The 15,680-nt window shown below is 52.4% G+C and carries 13 protein-coding genes; 3 read left to right on the forward strand and 10 right to left on the reverse strand.

Features of this window, described 5'->3' with window-relative positions:
- Positions 1 to 1,236: 1,236 nt before the first annotated feature.
- Both FOE74_RS21575 and FOE74_RS13475 read left to right on the forward strand, forming a co-directional pair.
- Positions 1,237 to 1,368 carry a hypothetical protein gene (locus FOE74_RS21575; protein ID WP_262713747.1) on the forward strand — a complete coding sequence of 44 codons (132 nt, stop codon included), beginning with the start codon at positions 1,237 to 1,239 and terminating at the stop codon, positions 1,366 to 1,368.
- 351 nt (positions 1,369 to 1,719) lie between these two features.
- On the forward strand, positions 1,720 to 2,382 hold the full coding sequence (locus FOE74_RS13475) for a hypothetical protein (protein WP_149099134.1): 663 nt from the start codon (positions 1,720 to 1,722) through the stop codon (positions 2,380 to 2,382).
- Positions 2,383 to 2,439: 57 nt separating this feature from the next.
- Here FOE74_RS13475 and FOE74_RS13480 read toward each other — a convergent pair whose 3' ends face one another.
- The 4 genes from FOE74_RS13480 to FOE74_RS13495 form a co-directional block, all read right to left on the reverse strand.
- The gene (locus FOE74_RS13480) at positions 2,440 to 2,964 is read right to left on the reverse strand and encodes a GyrI-like domain-containing protein (protein ID WP_149099135.1); all 525 of its coding nucleotides are present in this window, start codon (positions 2,962 to 2,964) and stop codon (positions 2,440 to 2,442) included.
- Positions 2,965 to 3,081: 117 nt separating this feature from the next.
- Positions 3,082 to 4,848, reverse strand: a complete 1,767-nt coding sequence (locus FOE74_RS13485) for an ABC transporter ATP-binding protein (RefSeq protein WP_149099136.1) — start codon at positions 4,846 to 4,848, stop codon at positions 3,082 to 3,084.
- A gap of 733 nt (positions 4,849 to 5,581) precedes the next feature.
- Positions 5,582 to 6,376, reverse strand: coding sequence for a tRNA pseudouridine(38-40) synthase TruA (gene truA, locus FOE74_RS13490; protein WP_149099137.1), 795 nt, complete (start codon positions 6,374 to 6,376; stop codon positions 5,582 to 5,584).
- 190 nt (positions 6,377 to 6,566) lie between these two features.
- Positions 6,567 to 7,007, reverse strand: coding sequence for a hypothetical protein (locus tag FOE74_RS13495; RefSeq protein WP_149099138.1), 441 nt, complete (start codon positions 7,005 to 7,007; stop codon positions 6,567 to 6,569).
- Positions 7,008 to 7,279: 272 nt separating this feature from the next.
- On the opposite strand from FOE74_RS13495, the gene FOE74_RS13500 reads away from it, so the two are divergent.
- Positions 7,280 to 7,759: a DUF4293 domain-containing protein gene (locus tag FOE74_RS13500; protein WP_149099139.1), complete on the forward strand. Its 480-nt coding sequence runs from the start codon at positions 7,280 to 7,282 to the stop codon at positions 7,757 to 7,759.
- Positions 7,760 to 7,911: 152 nt separating this feature from the next.
- Here FOE74_RS13500 and FOE74_RS13505 read toward each other — a convergent pair whose 3' ends face one another.
- The 6 genes from FOE74_RS13505 to FOE74_RS13530 all read right to left on the reverse strand — a co-directional run bounded on the left by FOE74_RS13505 (position 7,912) and on the right by FOE74_RS13530 (position 15,677).
- A complete protein-coding gene (locus FOE74_RS13505; protein ID WP_149099140.1) occupies positions 7,912 to 8,598 on the reverse strand; it encodes a DUF4476 domain-containing protein in 687 nt (228 codons plus the stop codon).
- A gap of 233 nt (positions 8,599 to 8,831) precedes the next feature.
- Positions 8,832 to 10,001 (reverse strand): AIR synthase related protein, encoded by a 1,170-nt coding sequence (locus FOE74_RS13510; protein ID WP_149099141.1) that lies wholly within the window; start codon positions 9,999 to 10,001, stop codon positions 8,832 to 8,834.
- A 334-nt stretch (positions 10,002 to 10,335) separates the two neighbouring features.
- Positions 10,336 to 12,270 carry an OmpA family protein gene (locus FOE74_RS13515; protein ID WP_225840809.1) on the reverse strand — a complete coding sequence of 645 codons (1,935 nt, stop codon included), beginning with the start codon at positions 12,268 to 12,270 and terminating at the stop codon, positions 10,336 to 10,338.
- Positions 12,271 to 12,305: 35 nt separating this feature from the next.
- Positions 12,306 to 12,788, reverse strand: coding sequence for a hypothetical protein (locus tag FOE74_RS13520; RefSeq protein WP_149099143.1), 483 nt, complete (start codon positions 12,786 to 12,788; stop codon positions 12,306 to 12,308).
- Positions 12,789 to 13,421: 633 nt separating this feature from the next.
- A complete protein-coding gene (locus FOE74_RS13525; RefSeq protein WP_149099257.1) occupies positions 13,422 to 14,195 on the reverse strand; it encodes a (Fe-S)-binding protein in 774 nt (257 codons plus the stop codon).
- Between the two features lie 129 nt (positions 14,196 to 14,324).
- On the reverse strand, positions 14,325 to 15,677 hold the full coding sequence (locus FOE74_RS13530; RefSeq protein WP_225840811.1) for a 4Fe-4S dicluster domain-containing protein: 1,353 nt from the start codon (positions 15,675 to 15,677) through the stop codon (positions 14,325 to 14,327).
- Positions 15,678 to 15,680 lie beyond the last annotated feature (3 nt).

Raw genomic sequence — 15,680 nt, forward strand, 5'->3', positions numbered from 1 at the left:
TGGCATTCTAAGCATAAAAGACAACCAAGCCTAAGGGTGGCAGCAGAAAGCCCGTGCCTACTGATTCCCTCCTGTTTTTTGGAAAACCCGGGAAATAAGGAAGACTCGGCCCTTACCATGAAAACAGCAGAATAGCCGGTCTGTTTTCTTCTTTGCCTTATGAGCGGCAGAAGGCCCTCACCAGACAAAGCCATTGCCCTTCGGCGGCAGTCACCTGCCTTGAGGGAATTGCGACCTAAGCTTATTCCAGAAAGCAAAGTTGCGGCCCATCAGTCCCCCTTACCTTGTTGATTTGCTTCCAGAATTCTGAAGCCCGGTTCCTGTAAAGCACATTTGCTTGGTGATCAAAAGAAATATGTCAGAAAATTACACGTTTGGGTAGGGGTAACACCCTTTATTTCAATCTTATTAAGAGGAGGTACTATACCATGGAACAACACCGAAAACTGGAATTACCAGAAGAGTTGCACTACTGCAACCGTAACCGATGGGGTTTTGTATCAACCCATAACCCCCCTCTGGTGCTGCAACAAACCCTGCCACCAGTAGCTCCCCTGGCTGAGATCTATAACTTCTGTGGTTATACTTTCTCAGATAACTAAAGCACCTATGTTTCACCTGTTAGTGCCCCAGGCGCAGGCTTGCCATTGGCGAACCCTGTGGCTGGGGTTTTGTCTTCAAACCGTGTCGCGGTCCTACCCTTCCCCGTTAGATTTTTCAAAAAGCACGTTTGGAAGCGCCTGTAAGGTCATCTGCATTTTCCAGATTCATTTCAGGGAATTTATGTTTTTGCCTCGTATCTGGGAATTCTCAAAGAGAAGAAGCTCACCTTTTATTCGCTCTCTTTACAGTAGACTATCCCTACTTCCCTACTGTTAGACTTCTGTATAAGGTTGCATTTTACTTCACCTCACCCAGCACAAAGGAAGGCAGCACGTATAGCTAGCAGGACACTACCTTTTAAAGGCAATACTCTGGACACCTTAAACTTTCACCAACTCCAAGGCTGTTAGCTCATTACCTTTTAGACATTAGCCTAAAATACAGCTATAATCCTATTTACTTCTGCTTATGATACCGTAACCGCAGCTGTAAAATCCTAGTATAACTACTCTACAAACCCTTAGAGGGAAGGTAAGAGTCATGATGGAAAAACTGAGGAAGATAAAATTGGAATTGCATGAAATAAAGTCGAAGGCTAGAAAGATCTTCAGACGGGGGTATGAGGACTTGACCATGATGATCTATTATCATGACCTTAAGGACCAGTTCCAGCTGTTGATCATCAACCCTAACAACCTTCTACTACTGGAGAAGGAGATCACCCGGGCCGAGGCGTTCAGGATCATGAACACCCGTAATTCTTAATCCGTACTCCTATAAGGAGCTTTTCTATAATAGATCAGGCGCAAGCCACGCGTAAACGAAAGGACCAGCCGTAGAAAGCTGGTCCTTCTTTTATATATCACTTCATAGCTTTTCGACTTGGCGGGTCATTTTAAACGCGGCCTCAAATTCTATAGTTTATTCTATGACAAACCATTAAACGTTCGTCATATTTATTTTGCCTTTGCTCAAAATAATTAAACTTAAGACCCGTTAATAGGTAAACTTGTATTTAATAATTTATATATTTAATATCTAAATATTTGATTCACTACCATCCCATACAACTTATAGCTTATACGGCCACTCATTTATAACTTTATACATTATTTTATGAAAAAATTCCTCCTCCTCATTGCATTATGCGGTACCTCTAGTTTGATTTTTGCTCAGGATCTAGGAAAGATGCTTGTTTCTGGCTCGCTTGGTTACAATCAACATAAAAATGAATCAGGCCAGAACGTAAACATTCCTGTAAAGACCTCCAACCTTGACGTAAGCCCTAAAATCGCCTTTTTCACGTCGCCGAATCTAGCTCTAGGTATTTCTGCGGGGTATAATAGAAATGTGTATAAGGCAGCTACAAGAGTTTATTCATCAACCGAAGACTTTGAGATTGTTGATTATAAGGGCATAAACAATCAGTATTCAGTAGGGCCATTTGTTCGTCTTTATAAACCCGTAGCAAACAAGTTCGCTTTCTTTGGGCAAGGAAGCACCCTATACGAGTATAGTAAATCTAAAAATGATCTTGCCTTGTCTGAGCCTACCATACACAAAGGAGGCAGAATAGATATAGCGCCAGGCCTGGTTTTCTTCCCAAGTAATATTATAGGAATAGAACTCACTATGGGCAGCTTCGGGTATTCTACTTTAAAATCTGGAAATGAAAATTCAGGGAATTATCAAAAAAACAGCAACTTCTATTCTGGCTTTAACTTAAGTAATTCCACCTTAGGCATCTCTTTCTACTTAGGACGTACAGCTTCAGAATAAGCACTTATTACTTTATTTCAGGGCAGTTTTTCAGAAACCGGCCTTGAAACAAAGCTTCTATTTCTTGCTCAAACCTACCTCCACCACAGCTGGTTTCCCTTCGGGGAAGCGTTCCACGTAGAACTCCTGCAGCGTGAGGTTCTGCTCTTTGGCGTAATCAAACAGGGCGCTGTAGATACGTCTGGGCGCAATGGTGATGTTCGCGTCCAGTTCTCCTTTGAGCACGGGCTGGCCCCCTGGCACTACCCGTACCGTGAACCCAGCCGGCAACGCCACGCTGGTGTCTTGGATGGCCACGCCAATGAAGGCTTTCACGGTCTTGCTGTCTCTGCTGGGGTTGTTGTAGAAAATTCCCGCAAAATCCCCCGTCAACTGTTTTTGCTCCACGGCTTCACCTGCTTGCTGGTAGATCTGGCCTAGCTCCTCGGCCTCGGTGGAACCTTCAAAGTATTTGCCGGCCACAAACAACGAGGTAGAGGTTGCCTTGGTTATTTTCACTTCGGCAAAGCCGCCCATGTAGGTGTAGAATACCAGCACCAGGCCAATCACAATGGCCATGTAAATCAAAAACTTCTTCTGCATCTTTTCTTCTTAGAATCCTCGGTGGGTTTACCAGGAGGGAATATCGCTTTTCAGTGAAAGCTACAAAGGTACGTTTTAGGGGCTATTTTACAGAAACGACCCTGCAATACCCTCTACCTACACAAAATTCTTGTACTGCATCTCGTGGAGTTGGGCGTAATAGCCCCCTGTCTGCAGCAGTTCCTCATGGCGGCCGCTTTCCTTGATCTCGCCGCGGTCCAGCACAATGATGTTATCGGCTTTCTGGATGGTGGAGAGGCGGTGGGCAATCACGATAGAGGTACGTCCCTGCATGAGCTGCGCGATGGCGAATTGGATCAATTCCTCGGTTTCTGAGTCTACGCTGGAGGTGGCCTCATCCAGGATGATGATCTTGGGGTTGTAGACCATGGCGCGCACAAACGAGATCAGCTGCCGTTGCCCCACTGATAGGGTGGCCCCGCGCTCCATCACGTTGTACTGCAGGCCACCAGGCAAGCGCTCAATGAACCGGTCGGCACCTACCAGACGGGCGGCTTCCCACATCTGGTCTTCGGTGATGTCTTTGTTGCCCAGGCTGATGTTGTCTGCAATGGTGCCCGAGAACAGGAATACATCCTGCAAGACCACGCCAATCTGCTGGCGCAGCACCTCCAGGTTGTATTCTTTCACATCATGCCCATCAACTTTGATCGTGCCTTTGTTGATCTCATAGAAGCGGCTCAGCAGGTTGATGATGGAGGTTTTTCCGGCTCCCGTGGCGCCTACCAGGGCCACTGTCTGCCCAGCCTCCACGTTGAAGGAGACGCCTTTCAGCACCCAATCCTCGTCATTGTAGGCAAACCAGACCTTCTCAAACTGCACCTCGCCCTTGATGGTGGCGGGGGCGTACGTGCCGGAGTCAGAAACCATCTCCTGGCTTTCCAGCAGGCGCATGATCCGCTCAGAACTCACCACGCCCAATTGCAGCGTATTGAAACGGTCGGCAATCTGGCGGATGGGCCTGAAGAACATGCCAATGTACATAATGAAGGCAATCAAGGAGCCCAGCGTCACGGTATCCTGGATCACGCCCTTGGCCCCGTACCACACCAACAGCCCTGTTCCGGCGGCGCCGATGACCTCGGCCACCGGGAAGTAGATGGAGTAGTACAAAACAGACCTGACATTGGCGCGGGTGTGCTCTTTGTTGATGGCCTTGAATTTCTTCATTTCCCGCTCCTCGTTGTTAAAGATCTGCACCACCATCATGCCCGTGATATGCTCCTGCACGAAGGCATTCAATTTGGCCACCGCGCTGCGCACCTCCTGGAACGAGTCCTTTACTTTTTCCTTGAAGATATAGGTACTGATAATGAGCAGCGGAAACATGGAAAGGCTGACCAGGGTAAGTTTCCAGTCAATCCAGAACATGTACCCCAGAATAAAGAGGAGTTGGAGCACATCCCCGATCATGGCAGCCAGGCCCTCTGAGAAGACATCAGACAGGGTCTCCACATCATTCACGTTGCGGGTCACCAGCGTACCAATGGGCGTACGGTCATAGAATTTCAGGCGGAGCTTCAGGATATGCTCATACAGCTTCACCCGGATGTCGCGCACCACGTACTGCCCCAGCCACCCCGCAAAGTACGTGTGGAAGTAGGAGACCACTGTATGCATCACCAACAGCCCGATGAGCCACATAAACATACGGTTCACACCCTGCCAGTTGTACTGCAGAATCTGCTTGTCTACCATCTCCTGGATAAGGAACGGCCTGACCGTAGCCAGCACCGCCGAGGCGACGGTTAAGAAAATCACCAGGTAGAACACCCGCTGGTACGGTTTCACGAACCGGAATATCTTACGCAACACTTCCCAGTCAAACGCGCTCCCGGTCTTGCTGCCTCCTATTTCACTCATGGATGGATGTGGCTAGTATGCTTTAAGGTGCCGCTTTGCTTCTGCTCCCATAGAACAAACAGAAGCTGGGGCCGCACAGACCCTCTCAAACGTTTAGGCCGGTTTTTCAGGAAAAGGCCCTGAAACTACCTACGCTTTTCAGCACAAAAGTACACAATAAACCACGGAATAATTGGAGCGTCCCTTCGGCTTCCGGTATCGGCGGAGACACTCGTAGGCCTGAAGACACTACGAGGTCTTCTGAGCAGGCGGTGTAGAGGCCGAGAAGCAGGATCTATCCTTTTCCTAGGAGGGAATCAGTTGTTGCAAAGAAAGGAAGATGTGGGAGGAAAGGAAAGGAATGCGAAGGAGCAAAAGATAGGAAGATGTGGGAGGATAGGAATACCAAGGAGCCAAAGATAGGAATGCCAAGGAGCAAAAGATAGCAATGCGTGGGAGACAAGGCGGTGCCGTTGTCTCTACAGGGTTCTCCTCACCGTTTATGCTACTTCCCCCTGTTCCAGTCTTTCCCGAGCGCGCCTCGCTTTTGGCCCTAGATAAAAGATTACTAAGAGGAACAGACAGCTCAGGCCGAAAGGGCAGTGCGAGAGGGGAAGACGGGGCCTCGCGGCCGTGAGCGCACGGAGGGCAGCTATAGAACAAGGCAGCATAAGGGCTCTTGCATCAACCGGTCACCATGCCAGCAACGGCAAAAGGCATGCACTAGGGTTTCGTAGTATTATAGAGAAGTCCGCTATTCCTTCATCGCGGCCTTAGCCGCCAATTCAAACAACGCTTTCTGCTGGGCAAAATAACCAGCGGGATATTCTACCCGGTACAGGAACAACCCTTCGGCGGGAGCCGCCCCACTGGCCAGGCGCCGGTCTTGCCGTTCTATGGCGTCTCTGAACTGCACTGCCGTGAGTTTTCCTTTGCCTACGTCCAGGAGCGTACCTACCACCAGCCGTACCATGCCCCGCAGAAACCGATTGGCTTTGATAGTGAAGATGAGCAAGTCGCCCTCTTCCCGCCAATGGGCGTGGGTAATGGTGCACCTATAGTGCTTGGTATCGCCTTTTACTTTGGAGAAGGTGGTGAAGTCTTCCAGGTGCAGCAAAGCCTGGGCAGCCTGGTTCATGCTGTCCACATCTGGGGTTCTGGACAGGTAGTGCGCGTGCCGTACCAGAAAGGGATTTTTCTGGCGCGTGATGCGGTATTCATACGTTCGACTGATGGCATCAAACCGGGTGTGCGCTTCAGGCCCCACCGGCATGACCTGGCCTACTACAATATCCGGGGGAAGGATACGGTTCAGCTTGTGTTGGATTTCTGCGGGCGGAAGCACTTGGGGCAAATCCACATGCACCCATTGCTGGGCGGCATGCACGCCCGTATCAGTGCGGCCGCTGCCTACCGTCTCCACCTGAGGAAGGCGGAACACCTTGCGCAGGCCATCATCCAGCACCTCTTGCACCGTGAGGGCGTTGGGCTGCAGTTGCCAACCGTGGAACCTGGTGCCATCATACGCCACTTCTAAAAAATACCGCATGGGGCAAAGATACAGAATTGAGGCGTGAGTCTCAGAAACTGCTCGCTCTAGGCCTGAAACCCAGGGCCGGTTTTTAGGCCCTTTTCCTGAAAACCGCCTGAAAATGGCATAGCGCTATCAAAGAGTAGCCGACAACAAGAACGAGCTTCTAGCAAGGGCTATCCTTCTTGGGAGGCGCCAAAAGCCGCCGTTAGGGTCTCACCAAGGTAGCACCTCTTTCTGACTGCCAGGCCGCTTGGCGGGCATCGCGCTGGCGTTCATACCGTTCCTGCAAGGCCTGTTTGTCGCGCTCGTACTCCTGCTTCAGGCGGGCCATTTCCTGCTCCAGGCTGCTGGTGCTGCTGTTGGCCTTGGCGAAATGGTCGTTCAGCCGGTGTTGCCGCCGGTTATAGTCTTCCTTGAGGTTGGCCTGGTCTCGCTCATATTTGGCTTTGGCCTTGTTCAACGCCAAGCGGTGCTTTTCATCTTTCTTGATGGCTTTGGCCAAGGCCTTGGCCCGTTTCTTTTCCGCTTTAGAAGGTTCGTTGTACCTGCCTGCAACTGCCTGAGAATTCTGGGCTGGTGCCGCTATGGCTATTCCCCCACCAATAGATAACATGGCCACTAAACCGAGAACCGCGAATTGTTTCATTTTTCTGCGCTTTTAAAGAATGGAGGCTTGCAACGTTCATGCCACCAGAGGCAATTTAGCCGCTTTGGGTAGAGTAAAAAATCCTTTCTTTGCACACTAGCCTGTGGAAAACTCCGCAAGCGCCCCAACACAACCATTAATCATCTAATAGACAAGCTTTTACCAAAGCACGCCAACTCCTCTGGCAGGTGAAGAAGGATTGCGGAGGAGGGGTATCTTTGATATGTAAGTTTTATGTAGTTTTGCACCTGATTCAGAAACCAAACAAGTATATGATACAGAGAGTCCAGAGCGTTTTCCTGTTTTTGATTGTGGTAGCCATGGTGGCCATGTTCTTTGTGCCCATCTGGGCGAAAACCAACCCCGCCAATGGCCAGGAATATGCCTTAACTGCTTTTAGCCTTGGCCCGGTTACTTCTGCCGGCGCGGAAGCCGATTCCACCAGCACTATTTTCATTGCCATTCTGGCCGGCGTGGCCGCCTTGATCGCCTTGTATGAGATTTTCCAGTACAAGAGCCGCCTTACCCAAATGAAACTGGGTTTGCTGAACTCCCTGGTGATGGCCGCCTTGATGGGCTGCGCCTTCTACTTCTCTTCTTACGTGGGCGAAGACCTGATCAAAACCAAGGAGCAGGGCGAGTACCTCTCTGGCTTTTACCTGCCGGCTGTGGGTCTGCTCATGAACGTACTGGCTAACCGCTTCATCAAGCGCGATGAGGATTTAGTACGCTCCATGGACCGCCTGCGGTAGGGTTAGTTTTAAGACACAAGACGCAGGACATAAGACGTAAGACTTCTTCTTGACTCCACTTTTAGTGTTCGTTAGAGAAGAAGCAACAAAGCATCCTGAAACAGAAGGGGCTCCGTTATGCAACGGAGCCCCTTCTGTTTTAAAAGTACCCACTATCTCTTGTAGAGGAAATCCTGGAGTTCCCGCTTGCTGCTGCTGAATTCCAGAGCATCTAAGACCCGGCTGAAGCGCTGGGGATCACAGACATAGCCATAAGCGAACTTCGCCAGCGCTACCCGGCGTTCTTCAAAGCTTAGGGCCTTCATGAGCAGGAAAAGGTCTTCGGTCATGAGGCCGCCCGCGAGTTTGATTTCGCCCTTGGCGATCTCCAGCCGCCGGTCATCAAACCCTTCTTCTTTCATGAACCGAAGCACCCGCTCTACGTCCTGCTCTTCCATGGTATAGCGGCAGACGTCGTTGCCCTGGGCCGGCGGCAAGGGACGCGACAAGGGCACCTGGTCTACTTTGCGCAGCACCAAAGGGAATGCTCTTCCGGCCACGGCCGGCGCCAACACATACACGCCCTCATATCCCCTCTCCAGGAGAACCTCGGCAGTAATGTTCTGCGCCCTGCGTCCCCGGCCCAGCACCCTAATGTTCAGCATGTGCCGGCCCGCTGGTAAGTCGGCTACGGCTACTCTGGAAGACGGGGCTACATTGATGAGGCGGCCCCCAATGTTCAGTTGGAAATATTCGCCGCGTTGGGTTTCCACCAACAGGGCGGCGTCTAAAGCGGGCTGCGCAGACAGCGCATGGCCCAGGAGCAGGAAGAAAATCCCCAGGAAGTAGAAACGTTTCATGGCCAAGTCTTTAAAATAGAACGATAAACACTCTAAATCCAATATTGTGCCAAATCTATATTCACGGACAGCCTATCCTCAAAAAGGGCTTCTTACTGTCTGTTCCGTCCCCGTGAACCTGAGCCAAAAGCATTTCCGTTCACAGCAAAAACAAAATCCCTCCTGGTTTCAGGGTTGCTTTTCAAAAAGCAGCCTTGAAACCAGGAGGGACAGGCCATGTACCGGACGTTCGTTTATCCTTCGTAATAATACTGGCCGTAGGGGCTCTGGATGGTCAATTCGTTTTTCTCGCTGGCCTCTACCCTGCCTATGATCTGGGCATCCAAGTTGAACGACTGGCTAATGCTGATCAGGTCTTGGGCAATCGCTTCAGGCACGTACAGTTCCAGGCGGTGGCCCATGTTGAAGACCTTGTACATTTCCTGCCAGCTGGTGTTGCTCTGCTCCTGGATGAGCCGGAACAGCGGCGGCACCGGCAACAGGTTGTCTTTGATGATGTGCACGTTCCTGGTGAAGTGCAGCACCTTGGTCTGCGCGCCGCCGCTGCAATGCACCATGCCGTGCAACTGGCTACGGTAGTCTTTCAAGATAGCCTGCACCAGCGGGGCATAGGTTCTGGTAGGCGACAGCACCAATTTGCCTACGGTAAGGCCGGTTTCTTCATTGATATCGGTGAGTTGGCAGTTGCCGGAGTACACCAGATCAGACGGTACCGCGGGGTCAAAGCTCTCTGGGTAGTTCTTGGCCAGGTAATTGGCAAACACATCATGGCGGGCCGAGGTGAGGCCGTTACTGCCCATGCCGCCATTGTACTCGCTTTCATAGGTGGTCTGGCCGTAAGAGGAGAACCCCACAATCACATCACCGGGTTGGATGGTATGGTTGGAAACCACGTCAGAGCGCCGCATGCGGGCCGTCACGGTGCTGTCCACGATAATGGTGCGCACCAGGTCGCCTACATCGGCGGTCTCGCCGCCGGTGCTGTAAATCCCGATGCCGTTGTCGCGCAGCATCTGCAGCACTTCCTCTGTGCCGTTAATGATGGCGGCAACCACCTCGCCGGGCACCAGGTTTTTATTACGCCCAATGGTGGAGGAAAGCAGGATATTGTCGGTGGCGCCCACGCACAGCAGGTCATCGGTGTTCATGACAATGGCGTCCTGGGCAATGCCTTTCCAGACGGAAAGGTCACCGGTCTCGCGCCAGTAGAGGTACGCCAGGGCAGATTTGGTACCCGCGCCGTCGGCGTGCATGATGTTGCAGAACTCGGGGTCACCCACCAGCAGATCTGGGATGATTTTGCAGAACGCCTGCGGAAATAAGCCTTTGTCTATGTTCTTGATGGCGTTGTGCACATCTTCTTTAGAGGCGGAGACGCCGCGCTGCAGATACCGGTTTTCCATGGTGGGCAATGAATAAAAGTAGCAGACCGTTTATGGCCTTATTCCTCAAAAACAGCCCTGAAACCCAGTTCTGCCTTTTGCTGAGGCAAAAATAAGAAAGCCTCCCGGTTATGGGAGGCTTTTCTTCTGGTATTTAAAGTTAAGGCACAAACGACGCAGGGCCTCACCATGCCATCGCTGGCCCGAGCTTGCAGCTCATGCCTTCCCGTTGCTAAGGAATAACATGTACTTTAACGGGCAAAAGAGGATCAGGCATACGTGCGGACACAAGTTGCAAGCTCGGGCTAAGGGGCAGTTCCAATTTCGTGCTTGCGATCAATCTTCACGCTAACGCTTACCGTTGTGGCTGTTCGTCAATGCGGGTCACAGTGAACTCGGTACGGCGGTTTCGCTGGTGCTGCTCCTCTGTTTTCGCATTCCGCACCACGGGCCTTGACTCCCCGTAGCCGCGCGCCGTGATGCGCTTAGGATCAATCCCTTTGGAGATGATGTAGTCTACGGCGCTCTGGGCCCTCCGCTGTGAAAGGTCCTGGTTGTAGATGTCTACCCCCCGGCTGTCTGTGTGTGAGCTCAGCTCAATGGTGATGGCGGGGTTGTCTAACAAGGTCTGCACCAGTTTATCTAACTCCACAGCGGCGTCTGGGCGTATATCAGCTTTGTCATAGTCATAGAAGATGTTCTCTACCACAATGGCTCTGTTGCGAACAATCTTGGCCAGCGTAAGCGTGGCCGTTAGCCGGATGTTAGTGACTGGTTGGGTCAGCTGGCTTTGGGGCGGCGTTTTGCCTTGGGTTACCACGGGCTGGCGGGCGGTGAAGTACCCGGTTCTCTCCGCTACCACAGAATACACGCTGGCAGAATCCAGCCGGAAGGTGAAGTTTCCCTGGGCATCGGCGGTGGCCTCTTCTATTTTCACGCCCTGCGCGTTCTGCAGGGCTACCCGCAGGTTGCCCACGGGGGTAAGGGCGTTTGTTTTCTCGTTCCGTTCCACCACGCGACCGTCTACAAAGAAATTCACCAGTTTGGGCTGGCGCTTCACGTAGGAATACAGGTCATCGCCGCCTTGGCCGCCGGTGCGGTTAGAGGCGAAGAATCCTTGATTGTCACCGGTGATCAGGATTGAGAAGTCATCTCCCACTGAATTGATAGGCGCGCCCATGTTGATGACAGAATCACCGCTGATCCGGAAAAGATCCAGCCCGCCCAACCCGGGGTGGCCGTCTGAGGCGATGTACAGGGTACTGTCTGGCCCCACATAAGGGAAGGACTCGTTGCCGGGCGTGTTGATGGTGGGCCCCAGGTTCTCTGGGCGGGAGAAACGGCCGGCGGCATCCAGGGTCGTTTTCCAGATATCGCGCCCGCCCTGGCCGCCGCGGCGGTTGGAGGAGAAGTACAGGGTGCGGCCATCTGGCGAGAACGCGGGCGAGGCATCCCAGGCCACAGGGTCGTTGAAGCTGGCGGGACGGGGTTCAGACCATTCGCCGGTTTTGTATTGTGAGATATACAGGTCTACGTTCTCGCTTCCGCTCTTTTTGCCGGTGTTGCCCCGGGCGAAGACCATGGTGCGACCTTCATTGGTGAACGCCGGTGAGGCATCATGCACCTCAGGGGCGTTCAATACCGCGGCGAAGGGCCTTACGGTAGGGGCCGCGGCCATGCCCGTATCTGCCACGGGCACCACGTACAAATTCAGGAAGCCTTCGCCGTTGCCTTTGTAAGTAGCGTTTTCGCGGGTAGAGGAGAAGATGAGTTCATTGTTGAGCAGAATAGGCGAGAACTCAGAAGCAGCGGTGTTGGCGGCGAGCACTGGGGTCACGATCCGGTAGGTGGGCTGGTCGCGGATAGTGGCCACCTGCTTGAGGTTATCTAGTTCCAGCTGGGCCAGCCGCATGAACGTTTTGTTGGAAGCCACGGCCAGGTAACTCTGCAACTGGGTAGCGGCTTCTTCATACTTGCCATTGGCTTTCAGGGCCATGCCGTACCGGAACATGGTTTCCTCGGTTTTACGGGCGTCCAGGGCGGCTTTGTAGTACTGCTCGGCCAGCGCCAGCCGATTAGACAACCGGTAGGACTCTGCCAGCTTGAAGTTAACCTCGGCACCGGTACGCCCTTTCTTGAGGGCGGTCTGGTAGTGGTTAATGGCCAACTGGTATTCTTCCTGGCCAAAGTTCTTGTCGCCTTTCTGCACGGAGCTCCGGAAAGGCCCGCAAGCCGCCACCGCCAAAGACAAGGCCATTCCCAGTACAAAGGTTCTGTTCTGTCGCATCATGTGCATTCCTACGCGTTATTGGCTTAAAGACCGGGTTAAAAGTAACGAGCCAGCCAGGTATCTTTGGCGGGTTTGGGCCACTGCTCCTGCAACGCCCCCACCGTTTGCACCAGGGTGTCAAAGTAGAGGGTGTCCGGAGCCAACGTTCCGGCCGTCACCAGGCCTTTTACTTCTGTCAAAGGAAGTATCTGTACCTGGTCTTGCTGTTTGAAGGCCAACTTGGTACGGTCAAATAATTGAACGTTAAAATCCTGCTCTAATTGCCTTAAAAAGGCCACTGATTTATCTATGGAACAGCCACTGGCCGAGGCCACTTCCTCATTGGTGGCCAGGAACAGGAAGTGGTGTTCCTTTATGGTGAAAGAGGCCTGTAAATCACGCCCATGACTGCTCCACTCCGTTACGAAATCCTGTAGCTGCTGGTTCATGCACACCTCTTCCTCTGGGGTAAGTTTGCGGTCTAACTGATATATCCACAGCCGGCTATAAGGCGGTAATTGCTCAAAAGGAACGTACATTTTTTGTAATATGCTAATTTATAATTGACCCTCGTCTCACGTATTAAGACACAAGACTATGCTTTCGTGTTTTCAAGCCGGTTTTCAGGAAACAAGCCTGAAGACGATTTACTTCTTACAACTTTCGGTGGCAACGCGCTTGTTGGTGATGACACCAACAAAGACCGAAGTCAAACCCCTCGTTTGGTAGCCGGTTTCTGAAAAACAGCCTATAATCACCCTGCTGGTTCTTACCGGACCACCCATGCCGCCAATTTCTACCTGAGGGCTTTCATGATGGAAGATGTAAAAGCTGAATTTTTCTCCTGTGGAGCACGCAAGTTAAAAACTTGCGGCAATGAAGGCTCCAAGTTAGAAACTTGAAGCAGGAAGGTTTTTTGTTTTTGGGCCGCTTTTCTTGAAACGAACCCTAAACGCGCTTCCTCCTACTTCACCTTTTCGTCAAACACCCTTTATATACCTTATATACCGCAAGTTTCTAACTTGTGGTTGAAATGAAGCAAGTTTGCAACTTGTGATGCTATTTCCCTAATACTAGCCACGCAAGTTAAAAACTTGCTTCATAAAAGGCTCCAAGTTGCAAACTTGAAGCAGGAAAGGCATTAGGTTTAAACCACTTGCTACCTGATACCCTTACCCGTTGATGCCTTCGGCCTGGGCGATGAGTTCGGCAATGTCAAACACCTGAACAGAGTCTTCCTTGTTCTGGCTTTTTACGCCGTCGGCCATCATGGTCATGCAGAAGGGACAGGCGCTGGCAATGATGGTGGCTCCGGTACCAATGGCTTCCTGGGCACGTTCCACGTTGATGTCTTTGCTGCCAGGCTCCGGTTCTTTCCACATCTGGGCGCCGCCGGCCCCGCAGCACAGGCCGTTGGCGCGGCTGCGTTTCATCTCCACCAGGTCGGCGTCTAAGGCGGCTAGCACGTCGCGGGGCGCTTCATAGATGTTGTTGGCGCGGCCCAGGTAGCAGGAGTCATGGAAGGTAATGCGCTTGCCTTTGAACTCGCCGCCGCCGGCAATCTTCACTTTGCCTTCGTTGATCAGGTTCTGCAGGAACGTAGAGTGATGGATCACCTCATAGTTGCCGCCCAAAGCCGGATACTCATTCTTGATGGTGTTGAAGCAGTGCGGGCAGGCAGTCACAATGGTTTTGATGCCGTAGCCGTCTAAGGTGGCAATGTTGGTCATGGCCTGCATCTGGAACAGGAACTCGTTGCCGGCCCGTTTGGCGGGGTCGCCGGTGCAGGTCTCTTCCATGCCCAACACGGCATACTTGGTACCCACGTGCTCTAAGATGCGCACGAAGGCGCGGGTAACGCTTTTATATCGGTCGTCAAAGGCGCCGGCGCAGCCCACCCAGAACAACACTTCGGGGGCTTCACCCCGCGCGGCCAAATCAGCCATGACGGGTACTTGTATCTGTTTTTTCTCTGACATAGAGGTAATGTGCTAATTAGATGATGTGCTCATGTGCTAATGTATTCGGCATGCTGCACAAAAGCTAATGCTTGTTAGGGGAATTCGGTTTAGAGGCTAGTTTTTGGAAGTGATAAACAAATCATCGGCCCAGTTGAAACGATCGCTGGGCGAGAAGGCCCACGGTGCCCCGTTGTTCTCAATGTTGTTGAACATGGTGTTGAGCGCGGCCGGCGCGGCCGATTCTTCCAGCACCAGGAACCGGCGCAGGTCAATGATGGTAGAGAGCTGGTTGATGTTCACCGGGCAGGACTCCACGCAGGCATTGCAGGTGGTGCAGGCCCACAGCTCCTCTGGCGTTATGTAGCCGCGCAGCAGCGTGCGTTCCTCGGTCACTTTCACGCGCTCAGATTCCTCTTTGTAGTGCGCCGGCGCGAAGATGATGGGCGCGTGCCCTACTTCCTCCATCCGGTCACGGGTGTCCATCACAATCTTGCGCGGCGAGAGCAGTTTGCCGGTGAGGTTGGCCGGGCACACGCTGGTACAACGGCCGCACTCGGTGCAGGTGTAGGCGTCCATGAGCTGCTTCCAGGTAAGGTCTTCCACGTCTTTGGCCCCGAACTTCTGCGGATCCACCCCCTCAGGTGCCGGGGGCACCACGTAGCTGGGGTCTAACATGGCCTTGATCTCATGCGTGATGCTCTCTACGTTGCTGAACTGGCCCTTCGGCTCCAGCTTACTGTAGTACACATTGGGGAAAGACATGATGATGTGGAAGTGTTTGGAGCTGGGTAGGTAGTTCATGAAGGCCAGAATACCGATGATGTGCACCCACCAGCCAATGCCAGCGATCACCTGCAGGGTTGGCACATCACTCCCGAACAGGTTCACCAGAGGACCGCTCACCGGGAATGCGCCCGGCAAATCATGCCCGCCCAACAGGGCCAGCTTCTGATCCGCGATGTTGAAGGCGAACAAGGCCAGCATAAGCACGATCTCCGTGATCAGGATCACATTGGCGTCCAGCCTGGGCCACATCCGCATCTCAGGCCCGCGGGTAAGGCGGGGCACCTTGGTTACGGTACGCCGCGCCAGGAAAATCACGCAGGCAATGATCACCAACAGCCCTAAGATCTCATTGATGGCCATGAGTACGCTGTACACCGGGCCCAGCACCCCTAAAATGCGGTGGGTCCCGAAGAGCCCGTCAATCAGGATCTCTATCAATTCCACGTTGATGACCAGAAACCCGACGTACACAAACAGGTGCAGAACGGCAGGCAAGGGCCGCTTGAACATTTTTTGTTGCCCAAAAGCAACGAGCAAAAGGGTATTTATGCGGGTAGAAACATCCCCTGAAATCTTCTTGTCGCGCCCCAGGTTGATGTTGTGGGCAATCTTCCGCATCTGCCACACAAACAGGCCGATACCTAACGCCGCCACAATAAAAAAGATGATATTACTGATCACAGA

The sequence above is a fragment of the Rufibacter glacialis genome, from assembly GCF_008271745.1.
Taxonomy (GTDB): Bacteria; Bacteroidota; Bacteroidia; order Cytophagales; family Hymenobacteraceae; genus Nibribacter; species Nibribacter glacialis.